The sequence below is a fragment of the Blastococcus sp. SYSU DS0669 genome, assembly GCF_054050895.1.
The window spans coordinates 12,845-30,536 of the sequence record NZ_JBJHAE010000019.1 but is presented as its reverse complement, the minus strand read 5'-3'; the positions used below and the strand labels follow the sequence as shown (position 1 = coordinate 30,536).

15 protein-coding genes are annotated in these 17,692 nt (G+C 75.2%); 5 read left to right on the top strand and 10 right to left on the bottom strand.

The genetic code is table 11. The features are described from left to right. Nucleotides 1–2 precede the first annotated feature (2 nt). Both ACI792_RS16625 and ACI792_RS16620 read right to left on the bottom strand, forming a co-directional pair. Nucleotides 3–1,073, bottom strand: a complete 1,071-nt coding sequence (locus tag ACI792_RS16625; protein WP_456603565.1) for an acyl-CoA dehydrogenase family protein — start codon at nucleotides 1,071–1,073, stop codon at nucleotides 3–5. Then, a complete protein-coding gene (locus ACI792_RS16620; protein WP_456603564.1) occupies nucleotides 1,073–2,233 on the bottom strand; it encodes an acyl-CoA dehydrogenase family protein in 1,161 nt (386 codons plus the stop codon). Before ACI792_RS16620 ends, ACI792_RS16625 begins: the two co-directional genes overlap by 1 nt. Nucleotides 2,234–2,372: 139 nt before the next feature. Here ACI792_RS16620 and ACI792_RS16615 point away from each other — a divergent pair, with 139 nt between their 5' ends. Continuing rightward, the gene (locus tag ACI792_RS16615; protein WP_456603563.1) at nucleotides 2,373–2,882 is read left to right on the top strand and encodes a hypothetical protein; all 510 of its coding nucleotides are present in this window, start codon (nucleotides 2,373–2,375) and stop codon (nucleotides 2,880–2,882) included. Nucleotides 2,883–2,938: 56 nt separating this feature from the next. Here ACI792_RS16615 and ACI792_RS16610 read toward each other — a convergent pair whose 3' ends face one another. The 3 genes from ACI792_RS16610 to ACI792_RS16600 form a co-directional block, all read right to left on the bottom strand. Beyond that, the gene (locus ACI792_RS16610) at nucleotides 2,939–3,241 is read right to left on the bottom strand and encodes a hypothetical protein (RefSeq protein ID WP_456603562.1); all 303 of its coding nucleotides are present in this window, start codon (nucleotides 3,239–3,241) and stop codon (nucleotides 2,939–2,941) included. A gap of 71 nt (nucleotides 3,242–3,312) precedes the next feature. Then, entirely contained in the window at nucleotides 3,313–5,556 is a 2,244-nt protein-coding gene (locus tag ACI792_RS16605) for a SpoIIE family protein phosphatase (RefSeq protein WP_456603561.1), read from the bottom strand. 19 nt (nucleotides 5,557–5,575) lie between these two features. After that, nucleotides 5,576–6,376, bottom strand: coding sequence for an alpha/beta fold hydrolase (locus ACI792_RS16600; protein WP_456603560.1), 801 nt, complete (start codon nucleotides 6,374–6,376; stop codon nucleotides 5,576–5,578). 267 nt (nucleotides 6,377–6,643) lie between these two features. On the opposite strand from ACI792_RS16600, the gene ACI792_RS16595 reads away from it, so the two are divergent. Both ACI792_RS16595 and ACI792_RS16590 read left to right on the top strand, forming a co-directional pair. Beyond that, complete coding sequence (locus tag ACI792_RS16595; RefSeq protein ID WP_456603559.1) at nucleotides 6,644–7,399, top strand: hemerythrin domain-containing protein; 756 nt, start codon at nucleotides 6,644–6,646, stop codon at nucleotides 7,397–7,399. A gap of 391 nt (nucleotides 7,400–7,790) precedes the next feature. Further along, a complete protein-coding gene (locus ACI792_RS16590) occupies nucleotides 7,791–10,112 on the top strand; it encodes a HelD family protein (protein WP_456603558.1) in 2,322 nt (773 codons plus the stop codon). Nucleotides 10,113–10,140: 28 nt separating this feature from the next. On the opposite strand, the gene ACI792_RS16585 is transcribed toward ACI792_RS16590, so the two are convergent. From ACI792_RS16585 to ACI792_RS16575, 3 genes are read right to left on the bottom strand one after another with little or no spacing between them, the layout of a single operon-like run. Next, nucleotides 10,141–11,370 (bottom strand): cytochrome P450, encoded by a 1,230-nt coding sequence (locus tag ACI792_RS16585; protein ID WP_456603557.1) that lies wholly within the window; start codon nucleotides 11,368–11,370, stop codon nucleotides 10,141–10,143. Nucleotides 11,371–11,408: 38 nt separating this feature from the next. Continuing rightward, a complete protein-coding gene (locus ACI792_RS16580) occupies nucleotides 11,409–13,031 on the bottom strand; it encodes an SIR2 family protein (protein ID WP_456603556.1) in 1,623 nt (540 codons plus the stop codon). 41 nt (nucleotides 13,032–13,072) lie between these two features. Beyond that, nucleotides 13,073–13,732 carry a hypothetical protein gene (locus ACI792_RS16575; RefSeq protein ID WP_456603555.1) on the bottom strand — a complete coding sequence of 220 codons (660 nt, stop codon included), beginning with the start codon at nucleotides 13,730–13,732 and terminating at the stop codon, nucleotides 13,073–13,075. A gap of 115 nt (nucleotides 13,733–13,847) precedes the next feature. Here ACI792_RS16575 and ACI792_RS16570 point away from each other — a divergent pair, with 115 nt between their 5' ends. Further along, nucleotides 13,848–14,699, top strand: a complete 852-nt coding sequence (locus ACI792_RS16570) for a DUF1206 domain-containing protein (protein WP_456603554.1) — start codon at nucleotides 13,848–13,850, stop codon at nucleotides 14,697–14,699. Between the two features lie 35 nt (nucleotides 14,700–14,734). Beyond that, nucleotides 14,735–15,661, top strand: coding sequence for a DUF1206 domain-containing protein (locus tag ACI792_RS16565; protein WP_456603553.1), 927 nt, complete (start codon nucleotides 14,735–14,737; stop codon nucleotides 15,659–15,661). Here the strand turns inward: ACI792_RS16565 and fabG are convergent. Further along, complete coding sequence (fabG, locus tag ACI792_RS16560) at nucleotides 15,597–16,358, bottom strand: 3-oxoacyl-ACP reductase FabG (protein ID WP_456579936.1); 762 nt, start codon at nucleotides 16,356–16,358, stop codon at nucleotides 15,597–15,599. The two genes, ACI792_RS16565 and fabG, sit on opposite strands and share 65 nt — an antisense overlap. 90 nt (nucleotides 16,359–16,448) lie before the next feature. Beyond that, complete coding sequence (locus tag ACI792_RS16555) at nucleotides 16,449–17,660, bottom strand: acetyl-CoA C-acetyltransferase (protein WP_456579937.1); 1,212 nt, start codon at nucleotides 17,658–17,660, stop codon at nucleotides 16,449–16,451. Nucleotides 17,661–17,692 lie beyond the last annotated feature (32 nt).

Below are 17,692 nucleotides of genomic sequence, written 5' to 3'. Positions count from 1 at the left end.
GCTCAGACCGCCCGGGTGAGCGCCGGCCAGAGCTCGTCCGGCCCACCGGCCAGCAGCCCCGACGCCAGCACCCGCGACCACACCAGCTCGCTGCCGGCCTCGTCCCGCCACGACCACAGCCGCCGGGTGAGGTGGTGCAGCTTGTGCTCCTGGGTGAACCCGATCGCCCCGTGCACCTGGTGCGCCAGCCGCGCCACCACCTCGACGGCGGCACCGGCCCGCACCTTCGCCGCCGCGGCGGCCGGCACGACGTTCTCGCCCCGGTCCAGCGACTGCACCGCGGCGTCGGTCAGCGCCGTCACCGCCGTCACCTCACCGGCCATCTCCGCGAGCTCCATCTGGATGGCCTGGAACTTGCCCAGCGGACGGCCGAACTGGTGCCGCTCCCCCGCGTACTGCACCGTCCAGGCCAGCACCTGCTCCAGCGCCGCGGCCAGCTGCACCGCCCGCGCCAGCGCGTACCGGGCACGGACCTCCCGAGCCTGCGCCTCGGTCAGCAGCGCGCCGGACGTGCCGACCTGGTCCAGCACCAGCGACCCGCGCGGCTCACCGGCCAGGTTGAACGCGTCGGTCGCCGGCAGCGACGACGCATCGACCAGGGCGAGCACGGAACCCTCGATCCCCGCCGGGGCCGGCGCCAGGACGACGACCTGCCGCGCCGCTCCCGCCCACGCCACGTCGGTCACCGTGCCGTCGAGCGTGAACCGCCCCGGCCCGTCACCGTCGTCGACCGGGTGGACGGTCACCGAGTCCGCGATCGCGAAGGTCGTCGGCTCCTCAGGCGAGGGCAGCTCGAGGTCCGCGGCGAGCAGCGCCGGCCCCGCCACCAGCAGCTGCTCGGCGACCGGCACCGCCGCGGCGCCGGCGGCGAGGGTGCGCACGATCGCCACCGCGTCGGCCAGCTCGCCGCCCGAGCCACCGGCCTCCTCGGGCAGCCCGACCCCGGTCAGCCCGGCATCGGCCAGCGTCGACCACAGCCCGGCGTCCCAGCGCCGGTCCGCCGTCAGCACGAACGGTTCGAAGCCGCTCAGGATGTCCCTGACGGTCTCGATCACCAGGTCCTGGTCGGACATCAGCGCAGCCCCAATCCACGAGCAACGATCCCGCGAAGGATCTCGTTGGTCCCACCGCGCAGCGTGAAGCCCGGCTGGTGCAGCTGCGCCTCCGCCAGCGCCCGGGCCAGCGGGTCCGGCGAGTCCAGCGACGGGGTCACGTCGACCACCTTCCGGATCTCCTCGATGACGTCCGCCTCGAACGTCGTCCCCACGTCCTTGACCAGCGCCGCCGGGATGTTGGGCAGCTCCCCGCGGTCCAGCGCCGCCGCGATCCGCAGCGACATCTGCCGCAGCGCCAGCAGCCGCGCCGAGAGGCGGCCGAGCACGGCGAGCTGCCCGGCATCGCCGGTCTCGGCGACCCGGCGCCCGAACTCGGCGACCAGCGGGTACGTCGACAGGAACCGCTCCGGGCCCGACCGCTCGAACGCCAGCTCGGCCGTCACCTGGTGCCAGCCGTTGCCCTCGTCGCCCAGGAGCATGTCGCCGGGGACGACGACGTCCTCGAACACCACCTCGTTGAAGTGGTGGCCGCCGTCGAGGATGCGGATCGGGTTGATCGTGATGCCCGGCAGCGACAGGTCGATCAGCAGCTGCGACATGCCGGCGTGCCGGCTGGCGGGGTCCGCCGGCGAGGTGCGCACCAGCACGATCCCGTAGTGCGAGTGGTGCGCGTTCGACGTCCACACCTTCGCGCCGTTGACCACCCAGTCGCCGTCGCCGTTGCGGGTGGCCTTCGTGCGGATCGAGGCGAGGTCCGAGCCGGAGTCCGGCTCGCTCATCCCGATGACGAAGAAGCACTCGCCCGCGGCGATGCGCGGCAGGATCTCCTCGCGCTGCTTCTCGGTGCCGTAGGTCAGCAGGTTCGGCCCGGACTGCCGGTCGGCGATCCAGTGCGCGGCGACCGGCGCCCCGGCGGCCAGGAGCTCCTCGGTGACGGCGTAGCGCTCCATCGCCGAGCGCTCGTGCCCGCCGTACTTCTTCGGCCAGGTCATCCCGAGCCAGCCGCGTTCGCCCAGCTTCTTGGAGAACGCCGGGTCCACGCCGGACAGCCAGGTGTCGACGTGCGTGCGGAACGTCCCGGCGGCCAGTTCGGCGGCGAGGAACTCGCGCACCTCCGCCCGCACCTGCTCCGCCGCGTCGGACCGCGGAGCGGGTGCCAGTGTCAACGAGTTGCTCATGCGACTCCCCAGGTGTGGTCGTGCCCACTGCGGTTGTACAGGGCCCGGCAATCGCACCGTCCGCCGGGATGCTCCAGGCGCTGCGACACAGGGCTCTGATCCTGAGCACTCAACGGGATGACTCCCCTAACCTCGGCTCGTGGTCGAGGCGGTCGCGGCTCTGGTCGGCACCATCACTCTCGTCCTGCAACGACGCGATCGCCGTGAGGACCAGGCGGTCTCCGCCGCCGTCCTCCGGCGCGCCGTTCTCGGCCTGTACGACCGGGCCGTCGGGTGGGCGCGTCTGGCGGAGCACCTGCGCGACGCCGTCCATGCCTGGCGGGAAGCCGGGTGCCCGCTGGACTCCGACTTCGGGACGGTGGAGAGAGCCGGGGCCAAGATGCGTGCGGTCGACGCCTACGCGAGCCGGGACCGCAACCTCCAGCTGGTCCTTCAGGTCTACGCGCCGGAGAGCCAGGACCTCGACCGTCTCGCCGAGCGATCGAGCCGGAATCTGCGTCAGCTGGCCGATCAACTCCGGCAGGCACGGGAATCGGGTCCCGAAGCCGTCGACGAGGTGATCCGTCAGTTCGACGCGCGGACGGATGAAGTGTTGCGCGGCGTTGCAGACCTTCGAGCGCTCATCGCGGACCGCTTCCCCGTGCAGTGATCTCCGCCGGGCCCAGGGTCCCGACCGCGGTGCCGGCCGCGACCGGTGATCGGGCATCACCGTCCGGCGTCGTCGTCCCCCTCACCGCGGGTCAGCTGGCGCAGCTCGGTGACGACGTCGGTGGCCACCGCGCCCAGCGACACCAGCGCCCCTGAGACCAGCCGCCGCACCCCCTGCACGTCCAGGCCCAGCGCCGCCCCGACACCCGAGCCCGCCTCCAGCCCGCCGAGCTCACCGGTGGCCGGCATCCGCTCCGCCAGCTCGGGCGACCAGCGCATCGCATCCCCCGACAGCGTCCAGTCGCCGGTCGCGCCGTCGATCGCATCCGTGACCGGGTTCCCACGGGCCGATGAGTCCATCACCGCCTCCTCCGGGGTCGCCCACCCATGGTGACCCGAAACCGCGGCGTCCGGAAGGTGTGACCCGCGTGTCAGGTGCGGGTCAGCGCCAGCAGGGCGATGTCGTCGGCCCGGTGCGCCCCGGTCAGCTCGCCCAGCAGCCGGTCGCACAGCTGCTCGGGGTCGCCCGCCCACGCCCGCCCCGCCACCTCGACCAGCCGGGCCAGCCCCGCGTCGATGTCGGCGCCCCGGCTCTCCACCAGCCCGTCGGTGAACAGCACCAGCGCCGCCCCCTCCGGCAGCACCCCCGACCACTCCTCGGCGGGCGCCGGCGGGGCACCGAGCATGCGGGTCGGCCGGACCGGGAGCAGTTCCGCCCGGCCGTCCGCGCACAGCAGCGGCGGCAGGTGCCCGGCAGAGGCGATCCGCAGCTCACCCGACGCCGGGTCCAGCGTCGCGAACAGGGCCGTCGCCATCCGCTGCAGCTCGAACAGGTCCCAGTTCTGCTGCAGCCGCTCGATCAGCACGGCCGGCGAGGGCCGGTCGGCCGACATCGCGCGGGTCACGCTGCGCAGCTGCCCCATCGTCGCCGCGGCCGTGATGTCGTGGCCGACGACGTCCCCCACCGTCAGCCCGACCTGGTCACCGGGCAGCCGGACGACGTCGTAGAAGTCGCCGCCGACGTCCACGCCCTGCGTCGCCGCCAGGTACCGCACGGCCGTCGACAGCGCCGGGATGTCCGGGGGCGACGGCGGCAGCAGGCTGGCCTGCAGCGTGTGCGAGGTCCGCTCCTCGAACTCCAGGCGCAGCGCCTTGTCGACCACCTGCGACAGCTGGAGGGCCAGCTGCTCGGCCACCTCGACGTCGGCGGCGGTGAACGGCGCCCGGTCCCGGTCGGCCCCGAACGTCACCACGCCCAGCCGCCGGCCGTCCACGATCATCGGGACGCCGACCACACCGACCAGCTCCAGGTGCGCGACCACCTCCCGGAACGCGTCGTCGGGGGCGATCGCGTCGAGCACCGCCCGCGCCTCGTCCAGGTCGCGGATCCACTGGGTCCGGCCCTCCCGCAGCGCGCGCACCGAGGGGTGCTGCGGGGACCGCGCCGGCGGGTGGTTCCCGCGCAGCCGGTCCAGCACCGGCTGGCGGCCGGGGTCGCGGTGCCGCGCCACCGGCTGGTGCAGCCCCTGCTCGGTGACCATGTCGATCACGCAGACGTCGGCCAGCCGGGACACCACCAGCCCGGCCAGCCGGTGCACCGTCTCGGTCACGTCCCGGGCCTCGCTCATCAGCCGCGCCGCCTCGAGCAGGAACGCCGCGCGCTCGCCCTGCTGGCGGGTCTGCTCGTGCAGCCGCACCCGCTCCAGCGCCTGCCCGGCCTGCCGGCCGAGCGTCCACAGCAGGTCCACCTCGGCCGGGCTCAGCGGCCGGTGCTCCCCCGGCTCCTCAAGGCTGATCAGGTGGCCGCGGGCCGCCGCGCCGCGCGCCAGCACGAGCACCCCCAGCCGCTTGGAGTCCGCCGACACCGGGACGACGACGAGGTCGGTCAGCCCGTCGGCCGCCATCGTCGTAGCGAGCTCCGGCTGGTCGGTCCGCAGCCGGGCGTCCAGCACGATCGACCGCAGACCTTGCGCCAGCTCCAGGGCCAGCCGTCCACCGGCCGCGTCCCGCAGCCGCCGCAGCAGCTCGCGCGACACCCCCTCCGAGCGCACCGGCCGCAGGACCGGCAGCTCCTCGGCATCCGCCTCGCCCTCGACCAGCACCAGCGCCGCCCCGCTGGCCCGCAGCGCCGCGCGCCCGCGCTGCACGATCACCGTCGCCACGTCCTCGGGCGTCGCCGCCGCCGCGAGGTCGAAGACGACCTTCTGCACCACCCGCGACCGGGCCTCGGACTCCTCCGCCAGCCGCTGCGCCGCCAGCAGCTCCCGCTCGTAGCGGCGTCGCGCCGTGGCCTCGAACAGCGTCGCCCGCACCAGCAGCGGGGCACCGTCCTCGTCGCGCACCTCGACGGCGTTGAGCAGGCAGGGCAGCAGCGTGCCGTCGATCCGGGTGACGTCGATGGCGATCTCGCGCACCGCGCCCTGCATGCGCAGGAGCGGCACCAGGTGGGTGTTGTAGAAGACCCGGCCCCCGACGCTGAGCAAATCCTGGAACCGGTGGTCGCGCAGCTCCTCCGGCGCCCGGCCGGTCCACGCGCAGAAGGTGCGGTTGACCTTCACGATCCGCCCGTCGGGCAGCGCGGAGAGGTACCCCATCGGCGCGTTCTCGTAGAGGTCGGCCGGGTCCTCGTCGAGCAGGCGGTCCAGCGGGCTGCCCCCGTCCTCCGGGCCGGTCACCGGACGCCGTCCGAGGCGGTCACGGCGTCAGGAATCCGCGGATGGCGGCCGTCGTCTCCTCCGGCGCGGACAGCTGCGGCACGTGACCGCTGGCCCGCATGCGCACGAACACGCTGCCGGGGATCTGCCGGTGCACGTACTCACCGACGGTGTCGGGGGCGATCGCGTCGGCGCTGCACTGCAGCACCAGCGTGGGCAGCTCGATGCCGTGCAGGTCGGCGCGGTTGTCCGACAGGAAGGTGACCCGTGCGAACTGCCGTGCGATGTGCGGGGCGGTCCGGCAGAAGCTGTTGGTGAGCTCCTCGGCCAGCTCCGGCCGGTCCGGGTTGCCCATGATCACCGGGGCCATCTGCGCCGACCAGCCCAGGTGGTTGCTGTCGAGCGCGTCGAGCAGACCGGCGACGTCGCTGCGGCTGAACCCGCCGACGTAGCCCTCGTCGTCGACGTACCGCGGGCTCGGGCCCACCATGACCATCGCGCCGAACACCTCCGGCGCCCGGTGGTAGGCCAGCACGCCGATCATGGCGCTCACCGAGTGACCGACGAAGACGACGTCGGTGAGACCGAGCTCGCAGAGGATCTCGACGACGTCGGAGGCGTACCCGTCGAGCGAGTCGTACTTCTCGGGGTCGTACGCCGAGAGGTCCGACTGCCCCGATCCGACGTGGTCGAAGAGCACCACGCGGTGGTCGACGGCGAAGTCCGGGGCGACGAGCCGCCAGAGCGTCTGGTCGCAGCCGAAGCCGTGCGCGAACACCATCGGCCGCCCGTCGGGCAGGCCGCTGACGTTCACCCGGTTCCGTGTGACGACGCTCCCCACGGACCCGACCGTAGTGGAACCGACGCCCGCCGTGGTCGATCCGCGCGATCGCTGCGGAACCGTTCCGCCCCGATCCGCCGTACCGGCGGTCACCCGGGGTGACCTCAGGACGACGGAGTGCCGCGCGCCGCCGTACGACCGCCGGACCGCGTGCCCCGCCCGGAAAACGGCTGTCGACGCCGTCCCGGGCGGCCCTACCCTCCCCGCATCCCGCGCTCCGGCCGATCCCGGAGCTCCGGCCCGAACCCCTTGAACGAGGTGCGTGCCATGACCGCTACCGCGGTCCTTCCCCCCACCGTCCCGCACCCCCGGCGCCCGGCCGAGCCGGCGCCCCCCGCCGCGGCCGCGCGCCCCTCCGGTCGAGCCGTGGAGTACCAGCGGGTGCTGCACCAGCTCGTGCGCCGCGAGCTGCGCACGCTGGCCGACGTCGCGACCTGGGCACCTGACGGCGAGTGCGCCCGCACCGGGGTGCTCACCTCCCACGCCGGGCTCGTGGCCCGGCTGCTGCTGCACCACCACGCCGTCGAGCGGGACGCCGTCTGGCCCGCGCTGCTGCGGAGCGCACCGGAGTCCGCCCTCCCCGCCGTGACCGCCGCCGTCGCGACCTGGACCTCGTCGTGCACGGGCATCGACGCCGCGCTGCGCGACCTGGACACCGCGGCCCGCCAGTGGGCCTGCTCGGGCAGCGGCCGGGCCCGGGAGACCTTCGTCCGCGCCTGCCGGCGGCTGGCCGACGACGTCGAGGCGCAGACCGCCGAGGAGGAGGCGACCCTCCTCCCGCTGCTCGACGCCCACCTGACCGACGCCGGGTGGGCGTCCGTGGTGCGCACCGCGCGCTGCGGGCTCTCCACCCGGCAGCGGCTGCTCGTGCTGGGGCTGGCCCTCGAGGACTGCAGCGCGGCCGACCGCGCCCGCGTGCTCGACGGCGTCCCGCGCGGCACGCGGCTCGCCTGGCGGCTCTACGGCGGGGGCCGCTACCGCGCCGCCGTCGTCCGGCTGCGCGGTGCCCCGCCCGCTGCCTGACCCGCTACCCGTTCAGTAGCGGGACGTCCCGCAGTCGCGGCAGCGCTTGCGGGCGCTCATCTCGCGCCCGTGGCAGTTGTCGCAGACCCAGGTGGTCCGCTCCTTCGTCGCCGTGCTCATCGCTGGTCCTCCCCTCGTCGTCGTGCCGACGACGCTAGGAGGCCGGTGTGACGTGGAGGTGTCCACAGAGTTGCGATGGAACGCAAACTAATCTGGCCTGCCCCACGTCCACCCGCCCCGCGGCGGCGCCCGCTGCCGCAGGCCTCTCCGCGGGGCGCCGGTGCGCGCGGCACGGTGCGCTTCCGCCCTGGTCGGGCGCACAATGGGGAGTTGCCCTGAACGGCACGACGCACAGGACGTGCACCACCACCGCGACGAGAAGGCGGAGAGCTTGACGACAGTTCGTGCCGACGGGTCCCTCGACGCCGAGATCGCGGCGGAGCAGACCTACGTCAGCGGGCTGCACGGCCGGCTCGACGAGGTGCGCGCCCGCACGGTCGCCCGGCTCGACGAAGCCCTGGCGACCGTGCCGCACAACCCGCAGGCCGTCGGCGAGCGCGAGGCCGCGGTCGAGATGTACGCCCAGCGGATCGTGGCGCTCGACGCCGCCGACAGCGGGCTCTGCTTCGGCCGCCTCGACCGGCACGGCAGCGACGTCCCGCGGTACGTCGGCCGGATCGGCCTGAACGCCGAGGACGGCCGCGAGGAGCCCCTGCTGGTCGACTGGCGCGCCCCGGCGGCGCAGCCGTTCTACACCGCCACGCCCCTGCACGACCTCGGGGTCCGGCGCCGTCGGCACATCCGCACCCGCGGGCGCACCGTCGTCGGCGTCACCGACGAGACCCTCGACCTCTCCGACCCCGACCTCGCCCAGCGCTCCGGGTTGGCCGGCGAGTCGGTGCTGCTGGCGGCGCTCAACGCCAACCGCACGGGGCGGATGAACGACATCGTCCGCACCATCCAGGCCGAGCAGGACCGCATCATCCGGGCCGACCACCGCGGCGTCCTGGTCGTCCAGGGCGGCCCCGGAACCGGCAAGACCGCCGTCGCCCTGCACCGCGCGGCCTACCTGCTCTACACCCACCGCGAGCGGCTGGCCCGCAGCGGCCTGCTCATCGTCGGCCCCTCCCCCGCCTTCCTCGGCTACATCGCCGACGTGCTGCCCTCCCTCGGGGAGACCGGGGTGGTGCTCGCCGACATGGGCGGGCTGCGGCCCGGGGTGCAGGCGCACGCGGTCGAGGCGCCGGAGGTCGCCGAGGTCAAGGGACGGCTGGCGATGGTCGACGTCGTCACCGCGGCGGTCCGCAACCGCCAGGCGGTTCTCGACGGGCCCGTCGCGCTGACCGTCGACGGAACGCCGCTGCGCTTCACCAAGGCCGACGCCGCCCGCGCCCGCAGCCGCGCCCGGTCCGTCTCCCGGCTGCACAACGAGGCCCGGCCGGCGTTCGTGCGCGCGGTCATCGACCTGGTCGCCGGCAAGTACGCCGACAAGCTCGGCGCCGACGTCCTGGACGGCGGGAACCTGCTCGGCCGGGGCGATCTCGCGGCGCTGCGCCAGGAGGTCGCCGCCGAGCCCGCGGTGCACGCCCTCGTCGAGCGGCTGTGGCCCCGCCTCACCGCCGAGCGCCTGCTGCGCGACCTCTTCGCCGACCGCCGGCGCCTCGTGGCGGCCACCCGCGGCTGGTCCGAGGCCGACCGCGAGCTGCTGCTGCGGCCGCCGTCGGCGCCCTGGACGCCGGCCGACGTGCCCCTCCTCGAGGAGGCCGACGAGCTGCTCGGGGTCGACGACAGCGCCGAGCGGGCGGCGGCCCGCCGGGAGCGGCAGCGCCGGCTGCGGCACGCTCAGGAGACCCTCGACCTGCTGCACGGCTCCCACTCCACCGACTGGGAGACCGAGGAGGAGTCCGAGGAGCTCTCCGCCGGCGACCTCCTGGACGCGGAGGGCCTCGCCGAGCGCCAGGAGGAGCGGGACAGCCGGTCGACGGCGCAGCGCGCCGCCGCCGACCGCACCTGGACCTACGGGCACGTCATCGTCGACGAGGCGCAGGAGCTCTCGGCCATGGCCTGGCGGGTGCTGCTGCGCCGCTGCCCCACCCGGTCGATGACCCTGGTGGGCGACGTGGCGCAGACCGGCTCGGCCGCCGGCGCCAGCAGCTGGGCGGAGGTGCTCGAGCCCGCGCTCGGGCCGCGGGACCTGCGGGGCTGGCGCCTGGAGGAGCTCACCGTCAACTACCGCACACCCGCGGAGATCATGGACGTCGCCGCGGACGTGCTCGCCGCCGGAGGGGCCGCCACCACGGCCGGCCGGTCGGTGCGCTCCACCGGTGAGCGGCCGTGGGCGCGCGCGGTCACCGAGGAGGAGCTGGTGGGCGCCGTCGCCGAGGCCGCGGCCGAGCTCGACCGCGAGGAGGGCACCCTCGGCGTGGTCGTGCCGCGCAGCCGGCTGGCCGCTGTCACCGCCGCCGTGCGGGCCCGGGTGCCCGCGGCGTCCGCGGACGGCGACCTGACCGCCGGCCCCGTGGTGCTCACCCCCGCAGGCAGCAAGGGCCTGGAGTTCGACTCGGTGCTCGTCGGCGACCCGGTCGGGATCCTCACCGAGGGCGTGCGCGGCCACAACGACCTCTACGTCGCGCTCACCCGGGCCACCCAGCGGCTCGGCGTGGTGCACGCCGACGAGCTGCCCCCGGAGCTCAAGCGGCTCGACCCCTGCTGACCGGCCGGCCGGGTGTCGGAGACGTACCTCAGGCCCCGCCGCGCACCCGCAGCCGCACGCCGCTCTTCGGCTTGGCCGGGATGCGGTGCAGCGCGATGGTGAGGTCCTGCTCGGGCACCTCGTAGTCCAGCCGCGCCAGGCGGACGGCGAGCGCCGAGAGCAGCGCGACGGTGATCTGCTCGCCCGGGCAGCGGTGGTTCGTGCGCGGGTCCCCCCCGCCCTGCGGCACCAGCTCCCACTGGCCGATCTCGCGGTCGAGGAACCGCTCGGGCCGGAAGGCGTACGGGCTGTCCCAGAGCGCCGGGTCGTGGTTCTGCCCGTACAGGTCGAGCAGCACCATGGCGTTCTCCGGGATCTCCACGCCGTCGAACTCCCTGCGCGCCGGCGACCGGCCGCCGATGAAGGGCGCGAACGGGTAGAACCGCCGCACCTCGTGCGCCCACGCCTCGGCGAACGCCGGGTCGCCGCTCGCCAGCTTCCCCCGGTTGTCCGGCCAGCGGATCAGCGCGTGACCCGAGAAGGCCATGAACCAGGCGACCGCCGTCGTCGGGCGGATGATGTTGAGCAGCTCCACCGCCGCCACGTTCGCCGGCAAATGGGTGCCGTCGGCGTCCCGGTGCCGCGACACCACGTCGACCGCGGAGCCCTCCTCCACCCGGGTCCGCCCGCTGCGCACGTCCTGGACCAGCTGCGTCAGCCACCTCTCCCGGCGGCCGCGGGCCCGGCGGGCCCGGAAGTGGCGGGGGCCCCCGGTGGCGAAGCCGTCGACCAACGCCACCATGTCCCGGGCAAGGTCGGGCACCTCGTCGTCGCGCACCGGCAGGCCGGCCCAGCGCGCCACGGAGCCGGCCAGCACGCGGCTCGACTCGTCGAACAGCACGATCTCGGGACGGCGGGACCACTCCGGCACCGCGGCGTCCCAGGCGGCCGTGGTGCGCTCCACGAGCGACGCGATGCCGTCCTCGCGCATGAGCAGGGCGACGAACATCGCCTTGCGCACCCGGTGCATCTCACCGTCGAGCGTGTGCACCGCTCCCTTGCCGAAGAGCGTCCCCTGCACCGGCTCGGGGATGGCGTGCGCGCGGCGCACGTGGTCCTCGTCGTAGAGGTAGCGCGCCGCGTCGGGGCCCTCGATGCCGACCGCAGGCATGCCACCGAGCCGCACCCCCACCGCGTGCCTGCCGGCCCGCCGGCGCTCGTCGGGCAGCCAGGCGTAGCCCTTGGACAGCAGTTTCAGGCTGTTCTCCAAACGTGGCATGGACGGTGCCGTGCCCATCCGCGCAGGCGGGCAACCGCTCAACCCAATCGCTGCTCCTGGGTCCGGTCGTCACGGGGGCGGGTGGCGACGTCCGCGGGCGGGTCCTCCCCGTCGGCGGCCGAGCTGCCGTGGCCCAGCCGGCGCAGCAGGTCGGCGACCTCCTGCCCGACCGTGGAGCAGGCGTCCTCGGGCAGCGCCTCCGCGACGCCGGCCAGTGCCTCGGCCAGCGCCCGCTCCTCGTCGTTGAGCAGCCCGCGGTACGCCGGGTCGAGCAGGTAGCCGGTGGGCGGCGTGGAGAGGCAGCCGATGAGGTCCAGCAGCACCTCCAGCCGGCGCGCGGCCTCGGCGGGCGATCCGTCCGCGGGGCTCATCGCCACCGTCTCGACGTCCTGCTCCCACAGCCGGGCGCGGGCCGGGTCCTCCCGAAGCGCGAGCACGGTCCCGGTGCGCCGGGCGATCCCCGGGCCCTGCGTCTGCAGCGCGGTGCGCACCTGGTGGGCGATCCGGATCAGGTCGTCGTCGAGCATGGAGGTGCCGACGAACAGCACGTGCCGGGTGAGCAGCAGCGAGTGCAGCACCCCGGCCAGCGCGGCGCCGGTGTTGCCGAACTGCAGGTACTCCTCCCGCGTCAGCACCACGCTCTCCGGGTGTGCGGCGTCGCCGTGCAGCTTGAGCAGCCACGGTGCCCCCGGCCGGGCCTCCTCGTGCGGCAGCACCGTCACCTGCCGGCCGATGTCACCGGCGGCCAGCTCCACCAGCGGGTCGTAGTTGGTGGTGACGAACTCCTGCACGGGGAGGTCGGCGATAAGCGCGTGCGCCAAGGCGTAGGGCCCCGGGCCGAAGCGCTCCTCGACGAACGCCGCCAGCTCCGCCGACCCGAGCTCGCGGGCCAGCAGCGCCGCCGAGTCCTGCGCCGGCAGCCGGGAGAGCCCTGCGCGCAGCGCGTCGTCCAGGCCCGACCGGGTCGCCAGCTCGTCGACGAGCTGCTCCCAGGTGGGCAGCCCCGCCGCGGCGCTGACCCCCGCGCCGATGAAGAGCGCCAGCTGCCCCCGGCGGGCCCGCTCGCCCAGGTCCACGGCGAGCTCCCGCAGGTGCGCGGGCAGGTCCCAGCCGCCCTCCTCGCCGCGCCGCACGCGCTGGGCGGCGGCGAGGTCGCTGGGCCGGCGCAGCACGAGGGCGACGTCGAAGCCGTGCTCGTCGGCGGCCTCGCGCAGCACCGGCAGCAGCTGCTGCAGCAGCGCCCCGCGCTCGCCGGCGGCGCCGCCCCAGCCGGTGCCCAGCGCCGGCAGCCCGACCAGCCGCCGCGCGCGCCCGTGCACCGGCCGGCGCACCTCCCGCCGGGCGACCGCGGCCAGCGCCTCGCGCGCTCCGTCGAGCAGCCACGACAGGCCGTGGCTCCCCGTGCCGTCGGCGCCCCCGTCGACGGTGTCGACCAGCCACGCGCGCCGCGGGCCGTCGCCGGGCACCTCGAGCACCCGCTCGTCCCCCGACCAGGACAGGGCGATGCAGTCGCCGCCGGCCCCCCGGTCGGTGATCAGCTCGTCGGGCAGCAGGGAGCACCAGCCGCGGGCCACCCGCAGCGAGCGGTCGGTGGGCACCAGGACGTCGTCGCACGACAGCCGCGTCAGGTCCGCCCCGGCGACGAAGACGTGTCCGCTCACGGGCGGGCCCATACCCAGGGCCCGCCGGCCATGCGCTCCGGTCAGGCCCCGCAGCCGCCGGCGCCGCAGGCGCACCCGCCGCAGCCGCCGCCGGCCGGCGCCGGGGCGGGCGTGGCGGCCACCGTGCGCAGGTTCGCCGCGCCGACGAGCAGCGGCACCCCGAGCACCGCGACGGCCAGCGCAGCCACCACGGTGGCGACGTCGGCGGCCCGGTCGAAGCCCTGGACCACACCGGTGACCACCAGCAGGGCGGTGACCAGCAGCGTCCACACCAGCAGCGCCAGGCCGCCGCGCCGCGCCGCCCCACCCCGCCCCAGCAGGCCGAGGGAGGTGACCAGCAGCAGCAGCGGGACACCGACGAGGAGGACCGCCGCGGACAGCCACGCCGAGGCGACGGCGACGACGAGAGCCACGGCACCCGCCACGACGGCGACGCTGCCGAGCGACCGCGCCCGCCCGGCGACCTCGCCGGGGAGCGCGCCCGAGCGGGCACCGCGCAGCAGCACCGTGCCGCGCGCGGCCAGGAACGCCCCGAGGGCACCGAGGAGCAGGCGGGCGCCGGCGTCCCAGATCACGGCGACCACCGCGACGGCGATCATGGCCACGCCCAGGGCCAGCCACCGGGGCCAGGTGCGGCGGGCGACCTCCGGGGTCGCCGCGCTGACCGTGCCGGCCGAGAGGATTCCGGTTCCGTTCGCCACCCGCCCAGTGTCCCTCACGCCGCGCGCCCGGTGGGGAGGCACCGGGACGTGCGCCGTGCCACGCTGATCATCTCCGCGCCCCCGCGGCCGGGACCGAGATCAGGAAGGCACCACCATGAGCGTGCAGGGCAGTGCCCGGTCGGCCGCCGGTGCGGCCGGGCGGGCCGGGAACAGCGACGGTCTCGAGCACCTGGCCCGCATCGGGCTGATCGCCTACGGGCTCGTGCACGTGCTCATCGCCTGGCTGGCGCTGCAGCTGGCGTGGGGCCGCGCCGGGCAGGAGGCCGACCAGTCGGGGGCGCTGGCCACGCTCGCCCAGCAGCCGCTGGGCAAGCCGCTGCTGTGGGTGCTCGCGGTGGGGTTGTTCGCGCTGGCGCTCTGGCAGGCCGCCGAGATCCTCCGGTGGCGGCACGGCTGGTCGGCGTCGGGCGAGGCCCGCAAGCGGGCGGTGGAGAAGACGGTGAAGGCGGCGGCCAAGGCGGTCGTCTACGCCGCCCTCGCCGTGCTCGCCATCCGGTTCGCCACGGGCGGCGGGCAGTCCAGCGGCGGGGCCCAGCAGCAGCAGGCCACCGCCGGCGTCTTCGGCTGGCCCGCCGGCCGCTGGCTGGTCGGCGCGGCGGGGCTGGCCGTCGTGGCCGTCGCGATCTACCTGGTGCACAAGGGCGTCACCAAGCGGTTCCTCAAGGAGATCGACCTCACCGACTGCTCCTCCTCGGCCCGGCGGCTGGTCACCCGGCTCGGCCAGGTCGGCTTCCCCGCGAAGGGCGTCGCCCTCGGGCTGGTCGGCGGGCTGCTGGTGTGGGCGGCGGTCACCGTCGACCCCGACAAGGCCGCCGGCCTGGACGGTGCCCTGCAGACCGTGCTCACCGCACCCGCCGGGCCGGTGCTGCTGACGCTGATCGCCGTCGGGATCGCCGCATTCGGCGCCTACTGCTTCGTCCGCGCCCGGTACCCCGAGCGCACGTGACGGCCCCGCTCCAGGGTCCCGCCACGAGCTCGCGAGTGCTGGGGGGAAGCGCGGTCCTCCGTCGTCTGCACGACGTCGTCGTCCGCATCCGCCGGGTCACCGACCACCCGGTGCTCGTGCACCTGGCCCGCGCCGGCCTGATCGCCTACGGGGCGATGCACCTGCTCATCGCGGTGCTCGCGCTGCGCATGGCGATGGGCCTGCGCGGCGCCGACGCCGACCAGACCGGCGCGCTCCTCGTCGTCGCCGGCGGGCCCGGCGGCCGGCTGTTGCTGGTCGCCATCGGCCTGGGCATGCTGTCGCTGGCCGTGTGGCAGGCCGCCGAGGTGCTGCTCTGGTGGCACGGCCTGCTGGACGGCGACCACCGGGTGCGCACCGCCGTCGTCTGCGCCAAGTGCCTGGCCAAGGGGGCGGTGTACGGCGTCCTCGGCGTCACCGCCCTGCTGTTCGCCCTCGGGTTCGACTACGAGGCCGACGAGCGGCTGCGCGACCTCACCGGCGAGACGCTGGCGATCCCCGGCGGCGCGTTGCTGGTCGGCGCGGTCGCGGCCGGGGTCGTCGCCGTCGGTGCCTACGTCTTCGTCCGGGGCTGCACCGGCGGCTTCATGCGGGACATCGACCTGGCGGCCGCCCCCGACCGCTGGGAACCGGTGATCGAGGTGCTCGGCCGGGTCGGCTACCTGGCGAAGGGGGTGGCGTTCGCGCTGGTCGGCGTCCTGCTGTGGCGGGCGGCCACCTCGCACGACGTCTCGACCGCCACCGGCCTGGACGGCGCGATGACGGCGATCGCGGGCGTGGGCGCGGACCGTGGCTGCTCGGCGGGGTCGCGGCCGGGTTCGCCGCGTTCGGGGTCTACGCCCTCACCCGCGCGCGCTACCCCGACCGCGACCCCTCCTCCTAGACCTTCGGGCCGCCCGCGACGTAGACGACCTGACCCGAGACGAACCCCGCGCCCTCGCTGACGAAGAAGGACACGGTGTGCGCGATGTCGTCGGGCACACCGGCGCGCGCGACCGGGATGGCGGCCGCGCGCTTCTGCACGTAGGACTCCCACTCCTCGCCGATCCGCTCGGCGGTCGCCTTGGTCATCTCCGTCTGGATGAAGCCCGGGGCGATGCAGTTGGCGGTGACGCCGAACTTGCCGAGCTCGATCGCGAGGGTCTTGGTGAAGCCCTGCAGGCCGGCCTTCGCGGTGGCGTAGTTGGCCTGCCCCCGGTTGCCCAGCGCAGAAGTGCTGGACAGGTTGACGATCCGGCCCCACTTCTGGTCGATCATGTGCTTCTGGGCGGCGCGGGTCATGAGGAACGAGCCGCGCAGGTGCACGTGCATGACGATGTCCCAGTCGGCGTCGCTCATCTTGAACAGCAGGTTGTCCCGGGTGACCCCGGCGTTGTTCACCAGCACCACCGGCGGCCCGAGCTCCGCGGCGATCCGGTCGACGGCCGCCTGAACCTGCTCGGCGTCGCCGACGTCGGCCCCCACGGCCAGCCCCCGGCCGCCGGCGGCCTCGATCGCCTCGACGGTGCCGCGGGCGTCGTCCTCCTTCAGGTCGATCACCGCGACGGCGAAGCCGTCCTGGGCCAGCCGCAGGGCGGTGGCGGCGCCGATGCCGCGGGCGGCGCCGGTGACGATCGCGACGCGGGGCGAGGACTCAGACATGCAGGCTCCTTACAAGAGGTGGGTGGGGGCGGCCCCGCTGCAGGGGCCCGCCGCAAGCGTGCGAGTGGTGGGGGGGCAGCGGGGCCCTTTTCACACCCGCTCGAACAGCGCGGCCAGGCCCTGACCGCCGCCGATGCACATCGTCTCCAGGCCGTAGCGGGCGTCACGGCGGTCCATCTCGCGCAGCAGCGTGGCGAGGATCCGGCCGCCGGTCGCGCCCACCGGGTGGCCCAGGGAGATGCCCGAGCCGTTGACGTTGGTGCGCTCCCAGTCGGAGTCGGTGAAGCCCCACTCCTTGGCGACGGCGAGCACCTGGCTGGCGAAGGCCTCGTTGAGCTCGATCAGGTCGACGTCGGAGAGCTTCAGGTCGGCCTGGGCGAGCGCCTTGGCGGTGGCCGGGACCGGGCCGATGCCCATGGTCTTCGGCGGCACCCCGCCCACCCCGAAGCTGACCAGCCGCGCCAGCGGGCGCAGGCCCAGCTCGGCGGCCTTCTCCGGGGTCGTGACGATGGCGACCGCGGCGCCGTCGTTCTGCCCGGAGGCGTTGCCCGCGGTGACGGTGGCGTCCGGGTCGTTCTTGCCCAGGATCGGGCGGAGCTTGGCGAGGGTCTCGACGCTCGAGTCGGGGCGGATGTGCTCGTCGCGGTCGACGACGGTGTCGCCCTTGCGGCCCTTCACCGTGACCGGCACGATCTCGTCGGCGAACCGGCCCTCGGCGGTGGCGGCCGCGGCCCGCTGGTGGCTGCGGACGGCGTACTCGTCCTGCTCCTGCCGGCCGATGCCGTAGTCGCGCCGGAGGTTCTCCGCGGTCTCCAGCATGCCGCCGGGCACGGGGTGGTTCTGCCCGCCGGCGGTGACCCGGCCGCGGGCGAGCCCGTCCTCGAGGAGCACGCCGGGCCCGGGCTTGACGCCCCAGCGCATGGCGGTGGAGTAGAAGGGCGCGTTGCTCATCGACTCCGCGCCACCGGCCAGGACGACGTCGGAGGCGCCGGACTGCACCTGCAGGGCGGCGTAGATGACCGCCTGGAGGCCCGAGCCGCAGCGGCGGTCGACCTGGATGCCCGAGGCCGTCACCGGCAGACCGGCGTCGAGGGCGGCGACCCGGCCGAGGGCCGGCGCGTCCATCGTCGGGTAGCAGTGGCCCAGCAGGACGTCGTCCACCGACTCGGGCGGCAGGCCGGTGCGCTCCACGAGCGCCCGGATCACCGTCGCCGCCAGCTCCTGGACGGGGACGTCGCGCAGCGAGCCCCCGAACCCGCCGACCGGCGTCCGCAGGGGCTCGCAGATGACCGCATCGCGCACGGTGGTCCTCCTCGTTCGTCCGCTCGGGGAAC